Source organism: Pseudomonas sp. JY-Q, from assembly GCF_001655295.1.
Lineage (GTDB): Bacteria > Pseudomonadota > Gammaproteobacteria > Pseudomonadales > Pseudomonadaceae > Aquipseudomonas > Aquipseudomonas alloputida.
The window spans coordinates 1,672,258-1,694,545 of record NZ_CP011525.1 but is presented as its reverse complement, the minus strand read 5'-3'; the positions used below and the strand labels follow the sequence as shown (position 1 = coordinate 1,694,545).

General features: G+C 59.4%; 13 protein-coding genes. All 13 read right to left on the bottom strand.

Annotated elements, in window-relative coordinates; all coding sequences use genetic code 11:
* Positions 1 to 9: 9 nt before the first annotated feature.
* The 13 genes from AA098_RS07610 to AA098_RS07550 all read right to left on the bottom strand — a co-directional run bounded on the left by AA098_RS07610 (position 10) and on the right by AA098_RS07550 (position 22,286).
* Entirely contained in the window at positions 10 to 7,548 is a 7,539-nt protein-coding gene (locus AA098_RS07610) for a type I polyketide synthase (protein ID WP_064614026.1), read from the bottom strand.
* 836 nt (positions 7,549 to 8,384) lie between these two features.
* Positions 8,385 to 9,266, bottom strand: a complete 882-nt coding sequence (gene rfbA, locus AA098_RS07605) for a glucose-1-phosphate thymidylyltransferase RfbA (RefSeq protein ID WP_004577194.1) — start codon at positions 9,264 to 9,266, stop codon at positions 8,385 to 8,387.
* Positions 9,263 to 10,168, bottom strand: coding sequence for a dTDP-4-dehydrorhamnose reductase (gene rfbD / locus AA098_RS07600; protein WP_064614025.1), 906 nt, complete (start codon positions 10,166 to 10,168; stop codon positions 9,263 to 9,265). Before rfbD ends, rfbA begins: the two co-directional genes overlap by 4 nt.
* Positions 10,165 to 11,235, bottom strand: a complete 1,071-nt coding sequence (gene rfbB, locus AA098_RS07595) for a dTDP-glucose 4,6-dehydratase (protein WP_064614024.1) — start codon at positions 11,233 to 11,235, stop codon at positions 10,165 to 10,167. The genes rfbD and rfbB overlap by 4 nt, the downstream gene beginning before the upstream one ends.
* Positions 11,236 to 11,379: 144 nt before the next feature.
* Positions 11,380 to 13,377 (bottom strand): nucleoside-diphosphate sugar epimerase/dehydratase, encoded by a 1,998-nt coding sequence (locus tag AA098_RS07590; RefSeq protein ID WP_064614023.1) that lies wholly within the window; start codon positions 13,375 to 13,377, stop codon positions 11,380 to 11,382.
* 65 nt (positions 13,378 to 13,442) lie between these two features.
* The gene (locus AA098_RS07585; protein ID WP_064614022.1) at positions 13,443 to 14,453 is read right to left on the bottom strand and encodes a glycosyltransferase family 4 protein; all 1,011 of its coding nucleotides are present in this window, start codon (positions 14,451 to 14,453) and stop codon (positions 13,443 to 13,445) included.
* A complete protein-coding gene (locus tag AA098_RS07580) occupies positions 14,450 to 15,415 on the bottom strand; it encodes an SDR family oxidoreductase (protein WP_064614021.1) in 966 nt (321 codons plus the stop codon). The genes AA098_RS07585 and AA098_RS07580 overlap by 4 nt, the downstream gene beginning before the upstream one ends.
* On the bottom strand, positions 15,415 to 16,665 hold the full coding sequence (locus AA098_RS07575) for a glycosyltransferase family 4 protein (protein WP_064614020.1): 1,251 nt from the start codon (positions 16,663 to 16,665) through the stop codon (positions 15,415 to 15,417). The genes AA098_RS07580 and AA098_RS07575 overlap by 1 nt, the downstream gene beginning before the upstream one ends.
* 14 nt (positions 16,666 to 16,679) lie before the next feature.
* Positions 16,680 to 17,810 (bottom strand): non-hydrolyzing UDP-N-acetylglucosamine 2-epimerase, encoded by a 1,131-nt coding sequence (gene wecB, locus AA098_RS07570; protein WP_064614019.1) that lies wholly within the window; start codon positions 17,808 to 17,810, stop codon positions 16,680 to 16,682.
* A gap of 22 nt (positions 17,811 to 17,832) precedes the next feature.
* Positions 17,833 to 18,951, bottom strand: a complete 1,119-nt coding sequence (locus AA098_RS07565; protein ID WP_064614018.1) for a capsular polysaccharide biosynthesis protein CapF — start codon at positions 18,949 to 18,951, stop codon at positions 17,833 to 17,835.
* A 4-nt stretch (positions 18,952 to 18,955) separates the two neighbouring features.
* Complete coding sequence (locus AA098_RS07560; RefSeq protein ID WP_064614017.1) at positions 18,956 to 19,990, bottom strand: polysaccharide biosynthesis protein; 1,035 nt, start codon at positions 19,988 to 19,990, stop codon at positions 18,956 to 18,958.
* Positions 19,983 to 21,194, bottom strand: coding sequence for a glycosyltransferase (locus AA098_RS07555; RefSeq protein ID WP_064614016.1), 1,212 nt, complete (start codon positions 21,192 to 21,194; stop codon positions 19,983 to 19,985). The genes AA098_RS07560 and AA098_RS07555 overlap by 8 nt, the downstream gene beginning before the upstream one ends.
* A 66-nt stretch (positions 21,195 to 21,260) precedes the next feature.
* A complete protein-coding gene (locus AA098_RS07550; RefSeq protein ID WP_064614015.1) occupies positions 21,261 to 22,286 on the bottom strand; it encodes an EpsG family protein in 1,026 nt (341 codons plus the stop codon).
* Between the last annotated feature and the right edge of the window lie 2 nt (positions 22,287 to 22,288).

Below are 22,288 nucleotides of genomic sequence, written 5' to 3'. Positions count from 1 at the left end.
CTGGCACTCTTAATCAATCAGTCGGTTGGGTGCCGCGTTGCTGTCGGCCAAGGCTGCGTTCAACTGCGCCAACTCTTCGGCACTGTGTTCGCTGCCATGGCGGGCAAGCACATTCTGCGCCAGTTGCTCTTCGCCGCTGCTCGCTTCACCGCGCAGCAGCTCCAGCAAGCGTGCGGCAAGCTTGTCGATGCTGGAGCTGTCGCTCAGTTCCATCACCGGCAGGCGAATACCGAAACGCTCTTCCAGCGCCACCACCAACTCAACGCTCATCAACGAATCGAGCCCCATTTCCTGCAGCGGGCGCTGGGCATCCAGGCGTGCTGGCGGCAGGCGCAAAATCTCGCACACCTCGTGCTTGAGCATGTCTACGAAGCGTTCGAGCAGTTCGCCATCGTCAAGCTCCTCCAGCATGCGCTGGATGTCCTCACCGCCACCTTCATCCTCATGGTCGCCGCCATAGGCACGGGCCAGTTCGCTGAAGCGCGGTGTAGTGGCGCTCGGCAGGAAGCGCGCCAGGGCCTTGAAGTCCAGCTCCAGCACGCCATGGCCGTTATCACCCTGCAACAGCATGGCCTCGAGCTGTGCCAAGGCTGCCTCAGCCCGCAGCGCCGAGCCCCCCATGCGGCTCTGCAGGGCGTCCTTGATCTGGCTGTTGCGCGCCAGGAAACCGACATCGTCGATGGCGCCCCACAGCACGGCGGTGGCTGCCTGGCCCTGAGCACGACGGTGCCGCGCAAGGGCTTCGAGCCAGTGGTTGGCCGCCACGTAGTTGGCCTGGCCGGGGTTGCCGAACAAGGTGGTGGCCGAGGAGAACATCACGAAGAAGTCCAGCGCCAGGCCCTGGGTCAGCTCGTGCAGGTACTGCGCGCCCTTGGCCTTGGGCTCCAGCACGCGACACAACTGGTCGCCGTCAAGGTTGCGGATCAGGCTGTCGTCAATCACCGTCGCGGCGTGCACCAGGCCACGCAGTGGCCATGGGCTGGCGGCAATGCGATCAAACACCCCGCGCAGTTGCTCACGGTCAGTGATGTCGCACGCCACGGCCTGCACATCGATACCTTGGGCGTGCCACAACGCCAACTGCGGCTGGGCCTCTTCACTGGCCGGGCCACGACGGCCCAGCAACACCAGGTGACGGGCACCTTTGTCGATCAGCCACTGCGCAGTACGCAAGCCAAAGCCACCCAGGCCGCCAGTGACCAGGTAGCTGGCATCGGCGGCAAGCTTCAGTGCCCGCACCGGCTGCACGCGGGTGTCGACGGTTTGCTGGATCGGGTTGGCGTACGTCACCACGACCTTGCCAATCTGCCGCGCCTGCTGCATGTAACGGTAGGCCTCGACCACCTGGTTGGCGTCGAACTCGCGGAACGGCAACGGGTGCAGGATGCCCTGCTCGAACAGTTCCATCATCTCGGCGAACAGGCGGCGGGTGAGCGCGGGGCGCTCGCTCATCAGTTGGTCAGCGTCGATACCGAAATAGCTGATGTTGTTGCGGAACGGGCGCAAGCCAATACGGGTGTTCTGGTAGAAGTCGCGCTTGCCCAACTCCAGGAAGCGACCAAACGGCTTCAGCACCTGCAGGTTGCGGTTGATGGCCTCACCGGCCAGCGAATTGAGCACCACGTCCACGCCACGCCCACCGGTGGCTGCCAGCACCTGGTCGGCATACGCCAGCGAACGGGAGTCGTAGATGTGGCTGACGCCCAGCAGGCGCAGGAAGTCGCGCTTCTCGTCGCTGCCTGCGGTGGCGTGAATTTCTGCGCCCAGCCATTTGGCGATCTGGATGGCCGCGATGCCCACGCCACCGGCAGCGCCGTGGATCAGCACCTTCTCGCCCGGCTCCAGGCGCGCCAGGTGATGCAGCGCGTAGTACACGGTGAAGAAGGTACTCGGAATGGTCGCCGCTGCTTCGAACGACATCCCTTCGGGGATGCGTGCAACGGCGTTGGCGTTGGTGACCAGGCGGTTGGCGAAGCTGCAGGGGCCAAAGCCCACCACACGGTCACCCGGGGCGAAGTCGCCCACTGCCTCGGCGCCTTTGCCCTGCACCACACCGGCAAATTCGAAGCCCAGGGTAGGGCCGGAGAAGCCATTTTCGATGGCTTCATCCGACAGCAGGCCGAGGGCGAACATCACGTCACGGAAGTTAAGGCCCGTCGCGCGCACCTGAATGTCCAGCTCATCCGCCGCCGGTTGACGCGGCTCACGCACTTCCCAGCGCAGGTTGCGCAACTGGCCCGGCAGGTCGAAGCCCAGGCACACCCACTGCGCATCGCCCACTGCGCGGCGCGGCTGGTCGGCCAGCACGCGCAGGCGCGGCACGTAGCGACGGCCTTCGGCGTCCAGGGCCAGCTCGGTTTCGCTGTCGGCGTGCAGCAACGCTGGTACCGCCAGCTCGACCGCTGCCGCGTGGGCCAGATCGAGCAGGCGAATACGACAGTGCGGGGATTCGTTGGCCAGGGTGCGGCCAAAGCCCCACAAGGCGGCGTCGCCGATGGCCGCAACCTCAGCGGCGGTGTCGACGCTGTACAGGTGCTCGGCAGCGCCACGGCTGAACAGCCAGCACTGCGGGGCGATCGTCAGCGACTCACAGGCCTGCACCAGCGCGGCCGCTTGCATGCAGCGCTCGGCCTGGCCATCGAGGCCTGTGCCGCTGTCGAAACCGGCCAGGTGCAGCACATGCTCAGGGGGCTGGGCAAAGGCGCCAAGCTGAGCCGCCAGCGCCTGGGCGTCACCCGGCTGCAACAGGTCAACCTGCTGGCCCTGGGCGCGCAGTTGCTCTGCCAGGCGCAGGGCAGCGCCCTGCCCGGCTTCGGCGAGTACGGCCCAGCGCTGCACGGCCACGGGTGCAGCAGTGTCAGCACCGGCGGGCTTGTCCGCCAGCAACAGGTAGCTACCACAGGCGTTACCCGGCAACGCCTCCAGCGTGCGCAGCGCGGTCAGGCCATGTCGCTGCAGCTCATGGCTCCAGAACGCCGGGCCTTGCTGGCGCGACAACGCCTGCTGCGGGCCGGCCAGCCACCAATCTGGCTGGGCACCGAAGACGAAATCGGCCCAGCGCGCCGGGTACTGCCCAAGCAGCGCCAACTGGCCGTGCGGGTTGAGCCGGCCACTGGCCAGGCGCAAGGCGTCACCCACGGTACCAAGGGGGCCGAAGTCGGTAGGCACCAGGACCCAGTCGAACGTACCGGCTTCGGCCAGTTGCTCCAGACCAAGTACCTCCAACGCCGGGCAATCGTCACGCAGGCGCTGCTCAAGCTCGGGCTCGGCGACGCAGTAGGCATAATCGAGGCGATCGAAATCCAGACCGGCGTACAACAGCTCGGCAAACGAAGCGCCACCAAAGCCGAATTCCAGTACCCGCAGGCGCTGGCCGGGCGGCAGCTGCGCCAGGCGCGCGGCCAAGGTCTGGCCAATGCCGCTGAGCAGGTGCTGCTGCCCTGCCGCACCCAGCACCAGCCGCGCCAGGCTGGCGCCGCTGGTTTCGCGCGGTAGCAGGGTGTCGAAGGCCTGGCTGCCATCCAGCAACGCCGACAGATGACGGCCGATACGGCCAACGGAATGGATAATCTGGAAGTACTCGGGGTAGCTCTTGAACAGCTCTTGCCAGATAGCCTGCGATGTGTAGCTCCTGAACAGCTCTTGCCAGATAGCCTGCGATGTCGGGCGCTCGCCCTGGTCGACCAGTTGCCAGCCGCCGTCAGCGCTACGCTGCAGGCCGCCGTCGTGCTCGGCATAGCGCAACAGCATCGCCAGAAAGTCGCCCTGGCCCTGCGACCACTGCGCGACCTGCTCGGCACTGATGCGGCCGCCGGCCTGTTCCACCGCATCGAGGACAAAGCTGCTGCACAGCACATCCAGCAGTGGCTCCACTTCATTCAGGTAACGCACCTGTGCCGGCTCGTCGGCCAGGCACTGCAAGGCCTCGGCCAGCGGCGAGCAGGCCACGGCGTTACGCTGCACAGGCACAACTGCGCCTGGCGCGGCCTGCCCCACATGGGCCATACGCTTGATATCGCCACTGCGGTCGTACTGCAGGCGCACGGCACGCATGCGCGCATCCTTGATTGCCAGCACGGCAGCGCCGCTGGCATCGAACAAGGTGAAGTCGACCAGCAGCGAATGCGCGGTGCGCTTGCGCTGGCGCACCTCGGCCAGCACCGGCACACCACCAGCATTGGTAAAGGCAATGCGCCCAAGCTTGACGGGGATGAACGCCAGGCCATCGTCATGCCCCTGGCGGCTGGCCAGCAGCTCGGTAATCAGCTGGAAGGCACCATCCAGCAGCGCCGGGTGCAGGTGCAGGCTTGCCAGTTCGTGTTCAATGGCAGCAGGCACGACCAACTGAGCCAGCACGCGCGCCCCTTCCACCCAGGCTGCGGCCACCGTCTGGTAAGCGGGGCCGTAGTTCAGGCCAACCGCGCAGGTCATTGCCAGGTGCTGCTCGCCGGTGAAGTCTGCCGGGCGGGCTGGCAACGCCGGTGCCCGGGTGTCCAGCAGCACACCGCGCGCTTCGCCCGGCAAGCGTGCGACCACGTGCTGTACCCAGTCTTCGCGTTGCATCAACGTGCGCGAGCTGATGCGCAATGTGCCATCGGCCTCTTCCACCTGCACGCGCACTTTCTTGCTGACCTCGCTGCTCAGCAGCAGAGGGTTGTGGATTTCCAGCTCTTCGATATCGACGAACTCGCCCGGCTGGTGCAGTTGCGCCACCGCCAGGGCCAGCTCGGTAAAGCCTGCACCCGGGAACAGTACCGACTCACCCACCTTGTGGTCGGCCAGGGTCGGGTACTGCTGGGTATCCAGGCGGTTTTCCCAGGTCAGCGCCTGGTCCGTTACCGGGTAACCCAGCAACGGGTGCACGCGCTCGTGGCTCAGCGGGCCATAGGCCTCGGCCGTGACCGGCAAGCTGAAGTGATCGCGCTGCCAGGCGTAGTTAGGCAGGCGCAGCGGGCGCCCCGCCACCGGGAAGCGTGCCTGCCACTGTGGCTCCACGGCGGCAATCTGCAGGCGGGCTACGGTACGTTCCAGCAACAGCGGACTGTGGTCGTTGCGCTTGAGGGTGCCAATCACCTGCCCCGGTTGTTCGCACTCGACCAGCACATCGCTGACGTAGCTGCGCAGAATCGCATGCGGGCCCACTTCGACGAACAGGTTAAGGCCATTGCGCACCAAGGCAGCCAGCGCGCCCTGGAACAGCACCGGGAAGCGAATGTTCTGCCACCAGTACTGGCTGTCCAGGCGTTCGCCGTTCAACTGGCCACCAACAACAGTGGAGTAGAACGGAATCTTCGTAGCCTGCGGGCGGATATGCGCGAGGTCGTCGATAACCGCTTGCTTGATCGGGTCCATGGCCGGCGAGTGGAAGGCGTAGTCCAGGTCCAGGCGACGGGCGAATACCTGGCGCTCTTCCAGGGCCGCCTCCAGCAGTGCCAGGGCGTCGACCTCACCGGCCACAGTGGCGCCGCGGGCGCTGTTCTCGCCCGCCACCACCAGGCGGCCGTCCAGTTTCAGTTCGGCAATCAGTTGCGCCGTGGCCTCACCCGAGAGGCCGACCGCCGTCATCTTCCCGGTACCACGGGTCAGGCCCTGCAGGCGGCTGCGGTGGTAGATGACCTGGGTGGCGTCCTCCAGGCTCAACGCGCCGCTGGCCCAGGCCGCGGCCACTTCACCCACACTGTGGCCAATCACCGCCACCGGGTGGATGCCTTCGGCAGCCAGCACTTGGGTAACCGCCACTTGCAGGGCAAACAGCGCAGGCTGGGCGATTTCGGTACGTGCATAACGGCCTTCGCCGTTGTCACCCAGCAGCTCGGCGCGCAGCGAGTAGCCCGCCAAGGGCTGGAACAACGCGTCAACTTCATCCACGGCGGCGGCGAACAGCGGCTGGTCGAGCATCGCCCGGCCCATGCCCTGCCATTGCGAGCCGTTGCCGGAATAGACAAATACCGGTGCCGAGGCGCCGTCCAGGGCCTGGCCGGCCTCCAGCACTGCGCTCAGTTCGCTGAGGGTCGGGTCCTGGGCATAGTCGTCCAGCGCCTGGGCAGCTTCGGCTGCAGTGTCGCAAACCAGCAGCAGGCGATGGCTGTGCGCATCGCGACGGAACATCGCCTGGTAGGCCACATCGTAATAGTCGGCCTGCGGCTGCCCGGCCAGGTAGGCGGCAAAGCGTTCTGCGGTTGCGCGCAGGCCTTCTTCGCTCTTGGCACTGAGCAGTAACGGCACGCGCCGGGCGCTGACCGCTTGCGCTGCCGGCGCCTGTAGCTCGGGGCTTTGCAGGATGACATGGGCGTTGGCGCCGCCAAAGCCGAACGAGTTCACCCCCACGGTCAACTGGCCATCGGCCTTCAGCGGCAGGGGCTCGGTGACCACCTGCAGGTTGAGGTCGGCGAATGCGATGTTCGGGTTGAGCGCCTGCACGCCAATGGTAGCGGGCACGGTACGCTCGGCCAGGCAGTTCAGTGCCTTCATCAGGCCAGCCACGCCAGAGGCGGCTTCAAGGTGCCCGAGGTTGCTTTTCACCGAGCCGATTGGCAGCGGGTTGCCGGCGCCGCGCGCCTGGCCCAGCGCCTCGCCGATGGCGCGGGTTTCGATCGGGTCTCCCACAGCGGTACCGGTGCCGTGGGCCTCCAGGTAGTCCAACTGCTCGGGTGCGATGCCGGCCTGGGTGTAGGCGCGCTTGAGCAACGCCGCCTGGGCCTCGGCATTGGGCAGGGTCAGGCTGGACTTGCGCCCGTCGGTGTTCACCGCACTGGCCGCCACCACCGCCAAAATGGTATTTCCATCGGCCACTGCCTGGTCGTAGTCCTTGAGCAGGAACAACCCGCCGCCTTCGGAGCGGGCGTAACCGTCGCCGTTTTCGTCGAACGACTGGCAGCGCCCGGTGCGCGACAGCATGGTCGCTTTGGCGAAGATCATGAAACCGAACGGGTGCATGTGCAGGCTGATACCGCCCGTCACGGCTTGGTCGACATCACCGCTGAGGATGGCCTGGCACGCCTGGTGGAAGGCCACCAGCGACGACGAGCAGGCGGTGTCGATGGCCATGCTTGGGCCACGCAGGTCGTAGAAAAACGACAGGCGGTTGGCCGCGATACTCATGGTGTTGCCGGTCGCCGTGGCGCCATCGATGGCCGACAGGTCCTCGAGCAGGCGGTAGGACTGCTCGACACCGGCGATGCCCAGGTACACGCCACAGTTGCTGCCACGCAGGCTGGACGGCTTGACCCCGGCGTTTTCGAAGGTTTCCCAGCACATTTCCAGCAGCATGCGCTGCTGCGGGTCCATCATCGCGGCTTCACGCGGCGAGATGCTGAAGAAGCCAGCGTCGAAAGCGCTGATATCACCCAAGGTGCCTGAGGCGAAGGTGTAGCTGGTTGCAGGGCTGGCCTTGTCCGGGTGCAGGAACTCGCGTTTGTTCCAACGCGACGGGTCAACCTGAGTCACCAGGTCGCGGCCCTCCATCAGGTTTTGCCAGAAGCCCGCATTGGAAGAGCCAGGAAAACGGTACGCACAACCAACGATTGCAACCTTTCTACGCTTGATCAAAACCTATTCCTTCAAATCTCATCGGGCACCGTCCCATCCGTCGGACAGCCGGCATGCCTGGCCCGGCCACGAAACTGGCCAGTCGTTATATGTCACTGATGATTGTCTGGGTACCTGAAACTGCCATGCACGCAGGGGGCGCAAGACTCATGGTCTGGGACTCGCGTGGGAATGTTCAGATGTGTGTATGCGGATGATACGCGGGTTGCCGGGGTGGGAAAACCCTGGGGTGAGGGATGGTTCACGGCGTGGGAACGGGTTTACCCGCGAATAAGGTGGTGGCGGCGACGGTGAACGGCTGATGGGAATTGGCCAGCAGCGGCGGCCCTTTCGCGGGTAAACCCGCTCCTACACGACGGCCTGCGCCCAATCATCAATGTGTGTCCACCCCCCAATCTGCGTAGGAGCGGGTTTACCCGCGAATACGATGGCGGCGGCGACGGTGAATGGCGGGTGGAGATTGGCCAGCAGGCCCGGCCCTTTCGCGGGTGAACCCGCTCCTACACGACGGCCTGCGCCCAATCATCAATGTGTGTCCACCCCCAATCTGTGTAGGAGCGGGTTTACCCGCGAATACGGTAGCGGCGGCGACGGTGAACGACGGGGGGGAATTGGCCAGCAGGCCCGGCCCTTTCGCGGGTGAACCCGCTCCTACACGACGGCCTGCGCCCAATCATCAATGTGTGTCCACCCCCAATCTGCGTAGGAGCGAGTTTACCCGCGAATACGGTGGTGGCGGCGACGGTGAATGGCGGGTGGAGATTGGCCTACAACCTCCCCTTCCGCAAGTTGAACCGCCACTGGAATGACGGTTCCGCCCCGCCGAGGTTGTTACCTCAATAAACCGTGCCTTGAATCAAACGCAGCAGATACTGGCCATAACCATTCTTGGCCAGCGGTGCTGCCAGCGTTTCCAACTGTTGGGCATCGATCCACCCCTGCCGGAATGCCACCTCTTCCGGGCATGCAACCTTCAGCCCTTGCCGCCGCTCGATCGTCGCGATATACCCACTTGCCTCAAGCAACGAGTCATGCGTCCCGGTATCCAGCCAGGCATACCCGCGCCCCATGATTTCCACCGACAAGCGGTGCTGCTCAAGGTACGCGCGGTTCACGTCGGTAATCTCCAGCTCACCACGCGCGGATGGCCGAATGCCCTTGGCAATCTCGATCACGTCGTTGTCGTAGAAGTACAACCCGGTCACGGCATAGTTGGACTTGGGTTTGGCCGGTTTCTCTTCCAGGCTGATCGCATTACCCTGCCCGTCGAATTCGACCACGCCATAACGTTCAGGGTCTTGCACGTGATAGGCGAACACGCTGGCGCTGCCTTGGCGGTCCATTGCGCTGCGCAGCAACTGCTGGAAGTCGTGGCCGTAATAGATGTTGTCACCCAGCACCAGCGCGGTGGGGGCGTTGCCGATGAAATCTTCACCAATCAGGAACGCCTGGGCCAAGCCGTCCGGGGATGGCTGCACGGCGTAGGTGATATTGATGCCCCAGCGGTGGCCATTGCCCAGCAGTTGCTCGAAACGAGGGGTGTCTTGCGGGGTGGAGATGATCAGGATGTCGTGAATGCCCGCCAGCATCAGTGTGGTAAGCGGGTAATAGATCATCGGCTTGTCGTACACCGGCAGCAGTTGCTTGGAAATTGCCAAGGTCGCCGGGTGCAGGCGGGTACCCGACCCACCTGCCAGAATGATGCCTTTACGCTTCATAGTGGTCCTTTCTCGTGGATTTCCGTCAGCATGCGAGCCACACCCAGGCGCCAGTCTGGCAGGGTCAGGGCAAAGGCCTTCTGCAGTTTATGGGTATCTAGACGCGAGTTGGCCGGCCGCATGGCCGGCGTCGGGTAGGCCTCTGTGGTCAATGGGGTGACGTTTTCGGCATGCGCTTTCAGCGGCACACCTTGGACCGCCGCTTGCTCAAGTACATAACGGGCATAGCCGCACCAGGTGGTTTCACCCTCAGCGGCCAGATGGTACAGGCCAGCCAGGGAGGGGTTGCGGCGGGTGGCGACAATGGCGTGGGCGGTGATGTCGGCAATCAGTTCGGCGCCTGTCGGGGCACCGTGCTGGTCATCGATCACGCCCAGGCGGTCACGCTCCGTAGCCAGGCGCAGCATGGTTTTGGCGAAGTTGTTGCCGCGTGCGGCATACACCCAGCAAGTGCGGAAAATCAGGTGCTGGCAACCGGCAGCCTGGATCGCTTGCTCGCCGGCCAGCTTGCTGGCGCCGTAAGTATTCAGCGGGTCAACGCCGTCGTCTTCGCACCAGGGCTGGGTACCCTGCCCCGGGAACACATAGTCGGTGGAGTAATGTACCAGCAGTGCGCCACAGTCGGCGGCAGCGCGGGCCAGCACGCCGACGGCTTCGGCGTTTATCTTGAAGGCTTGCTCACGGTCACTCTCGGCCTTGTCCACGGCAGTGTAGGCCGCCGCATTGACGATGACATCGGGGGCGTAGACCCGGACCGTTTCAGCCAGGCCTGGCAGGTTAGCCAGGTCGCCACAGTACGCCTGGCTGCGAGCGTTCAGCGCCAGCAACTGCCCCAGAGGGGCCAGGCTGCGTTGCAGTTCCCAGCCTACCTGACCGTCCTTGCCCAGCAGCAGCACCTTCATGCAGAACGCCCTGCGTAGTTTTTTTCTACCCAGTCGCGGTAGCTGCCAGACTGCACGTTCTGCACCCAGTCCTGGTTGTCGAGGTACCAGGCCACGGTTTTGCGGATGCCGGTTTCGAACGTTTCCGCAGGCTTCCAGCCAAGCTCCTGCTCCAGCTTGCGGGCATCGATGGCATAACGGCGGTCGTGGCCGGGACGGTCGCTTACGTAGCTGATCTGTTCGGCGTAGGGCCTGCCGTCGGTGCGAGGACGCAGTTCGTCCAGCAGCGCGCATACGCGGTTGACGATTTCCAGGTTGGGCTTTTCATTCCAGCCGCCGACGTTGTAAACCTCACCGGGTTTGCCGGCTTCCAGCACGCGGCGGATGGCACTGCAGTGGTCCTTTACGTACAACCAGTCCCGAATCTGCTGACCGTCGCCATACACCGGCAGCGGCTTGCCGGCCAGGGCGTTGACGATCATCAGTGGGATGAGCTTTTCCGGGAAGTGATAAGGGCCGTAATTGTTCGAGCAATTGGTGGTCAGCACCGGCAGGCCATAGGTGTGGTAGTACGAACGCACCAAGTGGTCGCTGGCAGCCTTGCTGGCCGAGTACGGGCTGTTAGGCTGGTACTGGTGGGTTTCAGTGAAAGCCGGCTCGTCCGCAGTCAGAGAGCCATACACTTCGTCGGTAGACACATGCAGGAAGCGGAATGCCTGCCTCGCCGGCTCATTAAGGCCGCCCCAGTATGCACGCGCGGCTTCCAGCAACTGGAACGTGCCGACGACGTTGGTTTCGATGAAGGCTTGCGGGCCATGGATCGAGCGGTCGACGTGAGACTCGGCGGCAAAGTTGATGATGGCGCGGGGCTGATGGGCATTCAGCAATTCCGCGACCAGCCGGCTATCGGCAATGTCGCCGTGCGCGAAGATATGGCGCTTGTCGCCCTGCAGGCTGCTCAGGGTCTGCAGGTTGCCTGCATAGGTGAGTTTGTCCAGGTTGACCACGGGTTCGTCATCGCCGGCCAGCCAGTCCAAAACGAAGTTCGCCCCGATAAAACCTGCACCGCCGGTTACCAGAATGGTCATGTTTGTCTGCTTCCGTTGTCAGGGTCTGCTCTTCCACTTTCAGGATTCTAGACTGTCGGCGGTCGATTCGAGAGCGAAGACGATGTCAACGTGACATTCAGGCTGGAGCGGCCCTGTGGAAGCGAGTTTAGCTGCGAAGCAAGGTCAGGGCTCCAGGCGCCGCTGCTGGTAAATCCAGTCGACAATCTCGCCTTCCGGCGAATAGCCGCTCACGGTTTCGCGCAGCAACTGCCGTACCCGCACAAAGTCATCAACCGCGGCTGCCTCCATCAACTGCCGCAGGAACTCCTTGAGCGTATCCCAGGGCAGGAAGTCTTCGTTGGCACTCATGATCATCGGGTGACGGGTCGCAATGACGTTATCGCCAATCAGCAACTCTTCATACAGCTTTTCCCCCGGGCGCAACCCGGTGAACTCGATGGCAATATCACCCATCGGGTTACGCTCGGAGCGCACACTGAAGCCAGACAGGTGAATCATCTTCTCGGCCAGTTCCACAATTTTTACCGGCTCGCCCATGTCCAGCACGAATACGTCGCCGCCCTTGCCCATCGAGCCGGCCTGAATTACCAGCTGCGCGGCCTCGGGAATGGTCATGAAGTAGCGGGTGATCTTGGGGTGGGTGACAGTAAGCGGGCCGCCCGCCTTGATCTGTTTGTGGAACAGTGGAATCACCGACCCCGATGACCCCAGCACGTTACCAAAGCGCACCATGGTGAAGCGGGTTTTGTTCACCTGCGAAACGTTGCTGCTGTCGCCAAACAGCACCGGCGCCACTTCGCGACTCAGCGCCTGCAGGGTCATCTCGGCCAAGCGCTTGGTGCTGCCCATCACATTGGTCGGGCGCACGGCCTTGTCGGTGGAAATCAGCACGAAGTTGGCAACCCCGGCCTGCAACGCGGCCTGGGCAGTGTGCAGTGTGCCGATGACATTATTCATCAGGCCTTCGGTGATGTTGTGCTCCACCATCGGCACGTGCTTATAGGCAGCTGCGTGATAGACAGTGTCGACGTGCCAGGTGCGCATGATGTCGAGTAGCTGGGACTGGTTGCGCACCGAGCCCAGAATGGGTACCAGGCTGACCGTAAGGGATTCACGGGCAACGCGCTGCTCCAGCTCGGAGAGGATGCTGTAGAGGTTGAATTCACTGTGATCGAAAAGCAGCAAGTACTTGGGCGTCTGCCCCAAAATCTGCCGGCAAAGCTCTGAACCAATAGAACCACCAGCCCCGGTCACCAACACCGTTTGCTCGGTAATGCAGCGCTCCAGGAGGTCAGCCTGGGCAGGCACTGTATCCCGCCCCAGCAAGTCGCCAATGTCGACCTCCTGAATATCATCGACTTTCACCCGGCCGCTGGCCAGGTCCATGATGCCCGGCACACTGCGGACATGGAGCGGATAGCCTTCCAGGAAGTTGAGAATCTCCCTGCGACGGGTGCGCGTTGATGAAGGGATGGCCAGCAGAATTTCCTGGGCTCCCGTCACGTTGATCATCTGGTCAAGTTGTTCTGGACGGTAAACCTGCAGCCCTGCAATCACGCGATCACTGATGCTGGCATCGTCATCGATGAATGCCACTGGGCGCATGGCTCGGTCCATGCGCAAGGCGGCGACCAGCTGGTTACCGGCGGCACCTGCACCATAGATGGCGACTTTGGGCAGGCCATCGTCACGTTGGGCGAACGGTACATGTTGCGCGGCTGCGGCAAACCAGTCACCCAGGAAGTACTGGCGCATGGCCAGACGCAGCCCGCCGATCATGATCAGGCTGAGCCACCAGTAGTTGAAGGTGATTGAGCGTGGCACGACGTTCTGGTGGTTGCTGGCCCAATAAATGATGAACCCCAGAAGCAGTGCGGACAGCGTGACGGCCTTGATGATGGCAATCAGAGCGTCGTTGCCGAAGTAGCGCATGACGGCGCGATACAAACCAAAGCGGATAAACAGAGGGATGGAAACCACAGGCGCGCAAAGGAACAACCAGGTATGGTCAATCAAGGGGTTGGCCATGTCGTCGATGCCCAAACGCACCACAAATGCCATCCAAAGTGCAACCCATACCAGCACTACATCTGTCAGCACCTGCAACAGACGCTTCTGTCTACGCGGTAACCCGAGCAGTTTTTTGCGTACTTTGTTCATAGGCTCCCAGAGTTCTTTTTTCTGATTGTATTAACCGATTCTTCGACACTTCCGCTGTACAACAGCTATTCCAGGCTACCCGCGCGGTAATAAACTGCAATCAGCGCCAGAGGTACGTAGGCAACGATCAGCCCCAGTACACCGTCTAGACCCAACAACAAAACGCACAGCGCGACCGGCAGCAGCCAAAACAGATTCAATGCGGTGACCGCCAAGGTTACCGGCAGGTGCCTGCCGTGACGACGAGATGCGAACTGATAAGCATGACTGCGATGAGCTTCATAAACCTTGTCTCCGCGCAACAAACGGCGAACCAGCGTATAGCTGGCGTCGACAATGAAGACACCCAACAAGATCAGCCAGCACCAGAACAGCTGGGAAGACAGCCACGCTGCTTGTAGGGACAGCCCCCCCAGGACAATTCCAAGGAAACCACTGCCTGCATCACCCATGAAGATTTTTGCGGGCGGGAAGTTCCAGAACAAAAAGCCCGCCACAGCCGCGGCCAACAGGAGCGGCAGGGCCGTCATACTCCCCTGCCCACTCAACCAGTAAAGCAGACTGGCACCCAGGCAAACGGTGATTGCCTCCACACTCGCAATGCCATCGATACCATCCATGAAGTTGTACAGGTTGAGCAGCCAGACCAGGTATATCGCAGCCAATACTGCACCGGCCCACCCAAGGTCGAGCGACCAACCGAATACCTGCAGTGCGGGCAACCCGCCCAGCCAGAACAGAATCCAGATGGCCGCAGCAAAGTGCCCCAGCAACCGCCAACGAGCGGCGATATGCCCATGGTCATCCATAAAACCAAGCGCGGCGATCACCGCCCCCGCCCCGCCCAGCGCAACCAACGCGTCAGTCTGCCCTGCGGGTTGGAATGCCATCACTGCCAATGCGGCCAAAAACGCGACGACAATCGACACCCCACCGCCACGGGGCGTGGGGATTGAATGTGAGCTTCTGGCATTGGGGACATCGATAATGTTCTTGGCCAAAGCATAACGTCTCAATGTGCCGGTCATGGCTAACGAGCACAGCAGCACTGCGGGTAGAAGCCACCAAAGCATCATTTGTTCGACGATTCCTGAAAATGTTGGGCAGTCGCCCTGAGCGCCGCATCGACACTCACCGGAGGTTGCCAACCGAGTACCTTACGCGTTTTTTCGATATCCACTTGCAATGACCCACATAGCCTTTTGGAAAGCGCCGTCCGACCCAACAGTTTAGCGCCACCGCTGAGTATCCAGCTTGGTACGGGTAGCAACCGCGCCGGTGCGCCCAATGCTTGGGCCATACGGCGCAGAAGTGCAGTGGTGGAAAGGTCCTCTCCGTCACTTACCAGAAAAACCTGGTTTGCGGCCGCTGGGTGGTCAATGCAGGTCGTTATAAGGTCAACCAGATTGTCGAGTGCTACCAGGCTACGTCGATTGTCAATGGCCCCGAACGGCAATGGCACCCCCTTACTCAACCAACGCATCATGGCCTGGAAGTTTGCTTTGACTCCAGGGCCATACACCAGCACCGGCCGTATGATTACGACTTCCAGTCCGGACGCTTTGGCCAATGCCCACAATTCGGCCTCCGCCTCCATCTTCGAGATACCATATGGGTCTTGAGGTTGTGGGCGGTCGTGCGCGGTATAGGGCTGCCCGATTGCAGTCTCCTCGCCATTGACCTTGATCGAGCTGACAAAAACGAAGCGCTTTACTCCTGCTGCGACTGCTTGCCGGGCGAGGTTCATGGTGCCCTGCACGTTGACCTTGCGAAATGCAGCAAGCGGGTCGGCCTCGGTATCATTCATCACATGAACACGAGCTGCACAATGAATCACCGTATCGCAGCCGAACAGCGCTTCGCCCCACTGACATGCTTCTTCAAACGAATCGAAGGGCACCGCCTCTACCGCGGGCGGTAGGGGAGAACTGTTGCCACGCATCGTAGCCACGATGGGCATGCCGTCGGCCAACAGCCTTTGCAATACGGCACTGCCCACGAAGCCACTGGCTCCGGTGAGAAATACACGGTGGTTCATCAGGTTGTCCTTCGTAAGGTGGCACTGCCAAACAACTGCTCAAGACGTGTCAGCAGCACATGGCGAGCGAATTCCTGTTCATAAAAGCGCCGACCGCTATCCCCCATTGCCTGGCGCTGCTCAGGTGCAAGCATGGCCATCTTTCGCGTAATGACTGCTAACGCTTCGCCATCGCCAGATGCACAGGCGTAACCCGCACCAGACTCGTTGATGACCCGAGCAGCCTCACCATTAATCATGCCCAGTACCGGCCTACCAGAAGCCAGATAGGCCTGCACCTTGCCAGGTATGGTCTGTTCGAACACGTCGTTGGTGCGTAAGGAAACCAACAAGGCGTCAGCTTGGGCAAAGAGGGGCGGCATGGCATCAAGAGGATGGCGCCCCAACAAATGCACGTTGTCCAGACCGCGATTGCGTACCTCATCGGCCAGCCAGACGCTCATGCGGCCGTCCCCGACGATGACCCAGCGAACAGGAACCTCACCACGTAACGCCTGCGCGGCGTCAAGGACAGCCGGAAAATCTTGCGCTTCACCGATGTTGCCAGCAAAGACGACCGTAAATACCGAGTTGTCCTGAGCTATGAGCGTACAGGGCTTGTCCATCGAGGCCGAAAAGTCGTCTTCAGCCCAACTGGGGAAGTATACCAACCGGTCGTCCTCGATATTCCGTGTGCAATACCGACGCACGTTGTCGAAAAAGCCACGGGACTGCAAAAGCAGATAGTCAGTGCGGTTGTATATCCACGATACCGCCTTGCCCACCAAGCCCAGCAATCGTTGGTCGTGGATGACGTTAACCGCGCGCAATGTCTCCGGCCACAGGTCGAGAACCCAGACAAATACCGGAGCACGTTTCAACCGCCCGATTATAACAGCGGGTATGGCCGCGAGAATGGGAGAAACGGCATAGACGAAGACAGCATCGAACTTGCGCCCGCGCAACTTAAAGGCGCCCATCAAAGAGGCGAGTACGCAGAACGACAGATAGTTGAGCACCAGTTGCACACTACGTGTGCCACGGGGTACCAGCGGCACACGAACAACCTGCGCCCCCTCGTAGAATGAATAGGCTTCTGGGTTGGCTTTATAGTCTTGGAAAACACGCCCCTCTGGATAGTTTGGGAGCCCTGTCAGTACCGTCACTTCATGCCCCCTGGCAGTGAAGTCGCGGACCATATCATTGATCCGCATGTTTTCCGGCCAGAAGTACTGCGTTACAACCAGTACACGCATTTTTTCAGCAGGCATCGATAGCTTCCGGTTCAGTAGCGCTTCCATACTACGCGATTCACGTAGTCGGTATAGCTGTGCAAAATTCGCACGACCTTGTCGGAAACATTTGGCATGCTGTAATCGTAAACCAGACGCAGGTCGCGTTTAGCGCCTCGCGCCTGCCGTTCGAGAATGCCCAGGCCTTGCAGTACACGCTCTACCTCAAGACCTACCATCATCGCCGCAGCCTCTTCCATCCCTTCAGGCCGTTCGTGCGCCTCGCGAATGTTCAATGCGGGGAAGTTTAGAATAGAGGCTTCTTCGTTGATTGTGCCGCTGTCAGAAAGCACGGCGCGGGCTTCAGACTGCAGCTTGTTGTAATCCTTGAACCCTAGCGGTTTCAGCAAACGCACGTTGGCGTGGAAGTTGATACCCATGGCATCAACTCGTTTCTGCGTACGTGGGTGGGTAGAGACGATTACCGGCAGCTCGAACTCTGCCGCCACGGTATTAAGTACATCCACCAGCTTGAGGAAATTCTTATCGGAATCGATGTTCTCTTCGCGGTGAGCGCTCACGACAAAAAATTTACCCGACTCTAATCCAAGGCGTTGCAGAACGTCCGATGCCTCGATACCTATGCGATAGTGCTCAAGCACTTCGAACATAGGGCTGCCGGTTTTGACGATCTGATCGGCTGGCAGGCCTTCGCGCAGCAAGTAATCTCGGGCGATGGTGCTGTAGGTGAGATTTATATCAGCGGTATGGTCAACGATGCGGCGGTTGATTTCTTCCGGAACACGCATGTCGAAGCAGCGGTTGCCCGCCTCCATGTGAAAGGTCGGGATCTTCCGGCGCTTGGCGGGCAACACGGCCATGCAGCTGTTGGTGTCGCCAAGGACCAACAAGGCCTCCGGTTTGACCTCAGCCAGCACTTTGTCCACCGCGATGATCACATTACCGATGGTCTCAGCCCCACTCGCGCCTGCAGCGTTCAGGAAATGATCAGGTTTGCGGATGCCCAAGTCCTGGAAGAAGATTTCATTAAGCTCGTAGTCATAATTCTGGCCGGTGTGAACCAGAATATGCTCGCAGTATTCATCCAGGCGCGCAATCACGCGCGATAGCCGGATGATCTCCGGGCGGGTGCCGACAACAGTGACAACTTTCAGTTTTTTCATCAGTTCATCCTCTCGGGCCCGTTCAGGCTTCGGTGCCTACTGGCCGAGCGTAGGTATCAGGATTTTCACGGTCGAAAATTTCGTTGGCCCAAAGCATGACGATCATTTCGTCATCACCGATGTTGGTGATGTCGTGGGTCCAGCCTGGGACAGTCTCGACAATCTCCGGCTCTTCGCCAGAGGTGAACAGTTCGTGGAACGCCCCTGACACCACATGACGGAAGCGAAAACACGCCTTACCTTTGATCACCAAAAACTTTTCTGTCTTTGTGTGGTGGTAATGGCCGCCTCGGGTGATGCCCGGGTGCGCGGTGAAGTAGGAAAACTGGCCACTGTCCTTGGTTTTTAGCATTTCGACAAACACGCCTCGCGGGTCGCCATGCTTGGGCACCTTATAGGTGAAACTCTCGGGGGGCACGTAGCTCAGGTAGGTCGAATACAGGGCTCGTATCAAGCCGGTACCCACGGCCTCCGTGACCATGCTCGCACGGCTGTCGCGGAAGGTACGTAGCAGGTCTGCCAGTTCCCCCACCGTGATGCTGTACTGCGGCTCTACCTGAGCAAACGGCGTGCCGGACTTCACCCCATCTAGCACCTGGACAAATGCTTTGATTACATCATCGATGTAAACAAGGTTGATAAGCGCATGAGGGTCATTGATGGTGATTTCCAAGTCATGCACGATGTTGTGGCAAAACGTTGCCACAGCCGAGTTATAGTTCGGCCGTGCCCACTTGCCAAACACGTTAGGCAGGCGGAACAGATGCACGGCCGAGCCATGCTGCGACTGTAACTCGGACAGAGCCTCTTCGGCGCCACGCTTGCTGGCACCATAGGCGTTATCCAGTTCCGCCTGGCTCGACGAAGTATAGAGGACAGGAATCTGCCGCCCAGTTGCCTTGATAGCCCGGCACAGTTCCAAGGTCAGGTCAGCGTTGCCCACCTTGAATTCCTCGGGGTCTTTTGGTCGGTTTATGCCCGCCAGATGGAACACAAAGTCCACATCACGAACCTTTTCGGGCAGCGACTCAAGGGCATGCTCCCGAGTGAAAAGCACTACCTCGATATCCTTGCGCTCGCCAAGGTGCACCAGCAGGTTGCGCCCTACGAATCCATTTGCCCCAGTGACCAGTACTTTCATCGCTTCACTCCTCCGGGGTGGCATGCTCGCCGCGTTCGATGGCGCGAATGAAGTCGAGTTTACGCAGCAGTTGCTGCATCCCTGCAACATCAAGCCGCTGGGTGTTGTGGGAGTTATAGTCCTCGGTAATTGAAAGACGGGTCTCGCCCTCTTCCACAAACTTCGCATAGTTCAAGTCACGCAGATCTGGCGGCACACGGTAGTAATCCCCCATGTCCTCGGCACATACCAGTTCTTCCCGGCTCAGCAGGGCTTCGTAGAGTTTTTCGCCATGACGGGTACCGATGACATTGATCGGGTGCTGCGGCTTGCCCACCAGTTCGGTCAGCGCCTTGGCGAGCACTTCGATGGTGGCTGCAGGCGCTTTCTGCACAAACAAGTCGCCGTTGTTACCGTGCTCAAAGGCATACAGCACCAGGTCGACGGCGTCGGACAAGGTCATCATGAATCGCGTCATGTTAGGGTCAGTCAGTGTCAGCGCCTGACCGGCACGAATCTGCTCGATGAACAGTGGGATGACCGAACCGCGAGAAGCCATCACATTGCCGTAGCGAGTACCGCAAATCACTGTCTTTTTCTCATCGACGTTTCGTGATTTTGCAACCATCACCTTTTCCATCATTGCCTTGGAAATACCCATGGCATTGATCGGGTAGACAGCCTTGTCAGTACTCAGGCAAACAACCCGACGTACTTCGTTCTGAATAGCGGCCTCCAGAAGGTTCTCGGTACCAATCACATTGGTTTTGACCGCCTCCATAGGGTGGAATTCGCAGGATGGAACCTGCTTCAGCGCAGCCGCATGAAAGATGTAATCAACACCCCTCGTCGCGTTCAAAAGGCTCTGATAATCACGCACATCGCCGATATAAAACTTCAGCTTAGAGCTGGCATATCGCTTGCGCATGTCATCCTGTTTCTTTTCGTCCCGACTGAAAATGCGGATTTCTGCAATATCAGTATCCAGAAAACGCTTGAGAACAGCATTGCCAAACGATCCGGTTCCGCCGGTAATGAGTAATTTCTTGCCTTCAAACATAGGTTTTCCCTTTTATGGCATCCAGCACCTTGGCGATCTGAGCACTGGGCATTTTATGATCTGCAACAAATTTTTTTGCCAACAACCCCATCTCGCTGAGCTCATCGACATCGAACGAGGCCACCTTGGCTATCATCTCTTTCAGCCCCTCTGGACCGGGTGGAACCAGGTAGCAAAAACGATAATATTCTTTAGGTATACCGTCAAGCGCATACATCATGACCGGCACACCAGAAGACATGTACTCAATTATCTTTGATGGAAACGAGTACTTAGTAAACGCCGACTCATTATCACGCGGATTAATCAGCAGCGTCGCTTCCCGCTGCAACTTCAGAACCGCATTTCTGTCCAACTGCCCCAGGTATTTCACTCTACAATTGGCTGCAGAAACGCTTTCCACATTGGCACGATCATCGCCATCACCACAAATATAAAGCTCGTAATTCTCAACCTGGGATGCAAGGAATGCGTCCAGCAGTTTGCGAATACCATACCGCCTGTCCAAGGTACCGCTATACAAGAAATAGGGCTTGCGCACGGACGAAGTCGGGCGGCTGACATAATCACTGTCTGCTATACCTTCAACAACAACCTTTTTGAGTTTTGGAGAAAATACGTCAAGCATCGCATCAGTGATCGCGACGACACTGTCGGCCCCATTGACAATTCGGTATGAAATGCGCGCCAAACCCTGAAAGACAAGTTTAGTCAGGCCGGAGCGAGCTGCCATATACTCTGGAAGGTCCGGCACAATCACGCAAAAATCCACATCCTTACGCATTGCACGGATCAACCTGCACGCAAGAAGAAACGGGAGGTGCATCGAATAACAGACCAGTAACGTGCGCTCCCCTCCGCCTTTTGGCAGACTGTCTTGTATGCCCCGATAGGCAACCATCACCTTGTGCAGGTTCTTGATGATCGTCAGGTTGAAAAAGGACTTATTTTTGACGGTGGCTCCATTCATCTGTTCTAGCGCGACTGCGGGCGAATAGAACATTTCCTTATACCTTCGCGGGTACGCACCTATAAACGGAAGATTGACCACCGTTATCCCGCTGATCTCAGGACACTCGCTGAAACCACGGATATAGTTTTTCTGCAACGTGTCTGCCGCAAACTGAATGCTACCCTGCGAATAGCTGACAATTGATTCACGGTCAGCATCTGTGAACACGCCCCCCAGAAACACTACTCTCATAAATTCGCCTCAACCTGAACGTCTATCCTTGCACCCACCAGAGTCTGCTCCACTATATATGCCCCATCAACCCAACCCTAACAGCGCATTATTCTTAAACAGCGGTATCACCGAATATTCAGCCACGGGAACCAAAAAAAACAAGATGAGGTAGAGCATCAAGAACGACAAATAACACAAGACAAGAAAATAACTTTTTCTCCACATAAACAACGCATTAACGCAATGCAATAAATTGAAGAAAAGCACAAAACGGAGTAACCGAATAAAAATCTCGGACTCAAAATACAGGGGAATAAAAAGCAGCGACAAACAATTGACATTACAAATGAAAATCAATTCCCTATCACGCTCATCAGCCGCTATACCACGCAACAAATACTTCCGCTCCCCCAGCGCAACGACCATCAAAGACAGCACCGAAAGCAAATGAACAGCCGAATTGAAAAGCGAGCTTTTCAATGAAGTAGCGTAATAACTAAAGTGCGCAGCTATTGAATCTGGAAGCGTTACAAAATAACGAACCATCACGTAAGCAGATATAAAAATACAGTAGAAAGAAATAAGGCGTGCCAACGGTAGCACCCGCCCCAGAGGCACCACCACGAACACCATGTAAACAAGTGAAGACTGATGGATACTGGTCGCCAGCAAAATCAGCAACGCGTAGGCGAGGCGGCCCCGCCAGCCCCCTTCATACAAATACAACATCGCCTGTAAACATATGGCAAACGCTAGAAAATTTCGCATCAAAACAAAATCTAACGCGAAGAAGCAAACAAAATAAGCCAGCATTGATGCCACGGGTGCAATAGCTTTTTTCAGGACGTAGCGATATACAAGCAGCAGCGTCACCAGTGAGAGGGCAACCTGGAACTGACCAAATGATATTCCCGCCTGCTTCGCTAGTATATTGAGATAGCCATATCCAACTTCCTTACCCCAACTAGCCAGGGTAACACGCGTGTTATAATACAACTCATAACCTTCACGATCACCATTCCAGGTATTCCACCCGTACAGCGCCCACATCAGCAGGAATACTGGGACGGACAAAATAATCGAGAGATACCTGCTCTGTATCGTCGCCATGG

What these genes read in the sequence shown, in the direction of transcription:
- AA098_RS07585 (WP_064614022.1), bottom strand. Translation starts at nt 14,453, where the DNA reads ATGATGCTTTGGTGGCTTCTACCCGCAGTGCTGCTGTGCTCGTTAGCC.
- rfbA (WP_004577194.1), bottom strand. Translation starts at nt 9,266, where the DNA reads ATGAAGCGTAAAGGCATCATTCTGGCAGGTGGGTCGGGTACCCGCCTG.
- AA098_RS07590 (WP_064614023.1), bottom strand. Translation starts at nt 13,377, where the DNA reads ATGAACAAAGTACGCAAAAAACTGCTCGGGTTACCGCGTAGACAGAAG.
- AA098_RS07565 (WP_064614018.1), bottom strand. Translation starts at nt 18,951, where the DNA reads ATGAAAGTACTGGTCACTGGGGCAAATGGATTCGTAGGGCGCAACCTG.
- AA098_RS07575 (WP_064614020.1), bottom strand. Translation starts at nt 16,665, where the DNA reads ATGCCTGCTGAAAAAATGCGTGTACTGGTTGTAACGCAGTACTTCTGG.
- AA098_RS07580 (WP_064614021.1), bottom strand. Translation starts at nt 15,415, where the DNA reads ATGAACCACCGTGTATTTCTCACCGGAGCCAGTGGCTTCGTGGGCAGT.
- rfbB (WP_064614024.1), bottom strand. Translation starts at nt 11,235, where the DNA reads ATGACCATTCTGGTAACCGGCGGTGCAGGTTTTATCGGGGCGAACTTC.
- AA098_RS07555 (WP_064614016.1), bottom strand. Translation starts at nt 21,194, where the DNA reads ATGAGAGTAGTGTTTCTGGGGGGCGTGTTCACAGATGCTGACCGTGAA.
- AA098_RS07550 (WP_064614015.1), bottom strand. Translation starts at nt 22,286, where the DNA reads ATGGCGACGATACAGAGCAGGTATCTCTCGATTATTTTGTCCGTCCCA.
- AA098_RS07560 (WP_064614017.1), bottom strand. Translation starts at nt 19,990, where the DNA reads ATGTTTGAAGGCAAGAAATTACTCATTACCGGCGGAACCGGATCGTTT.
- wecB (WP_064614019.1), bottom strand. Translation starts at nt 17,810, where the DNA reads ATGAAAAAACTGAAAGTTGTCACTGTTGTCGGCACCCGCCCGGAGATC.
- rfbD (WP_064614025.1), bottom strand. Translation starts at nt 10,168, where the DNA reads ATGAAGGTGCTGCTGCTGGGCAAGGACGGTCAGGTAGGCTGGGAACTG.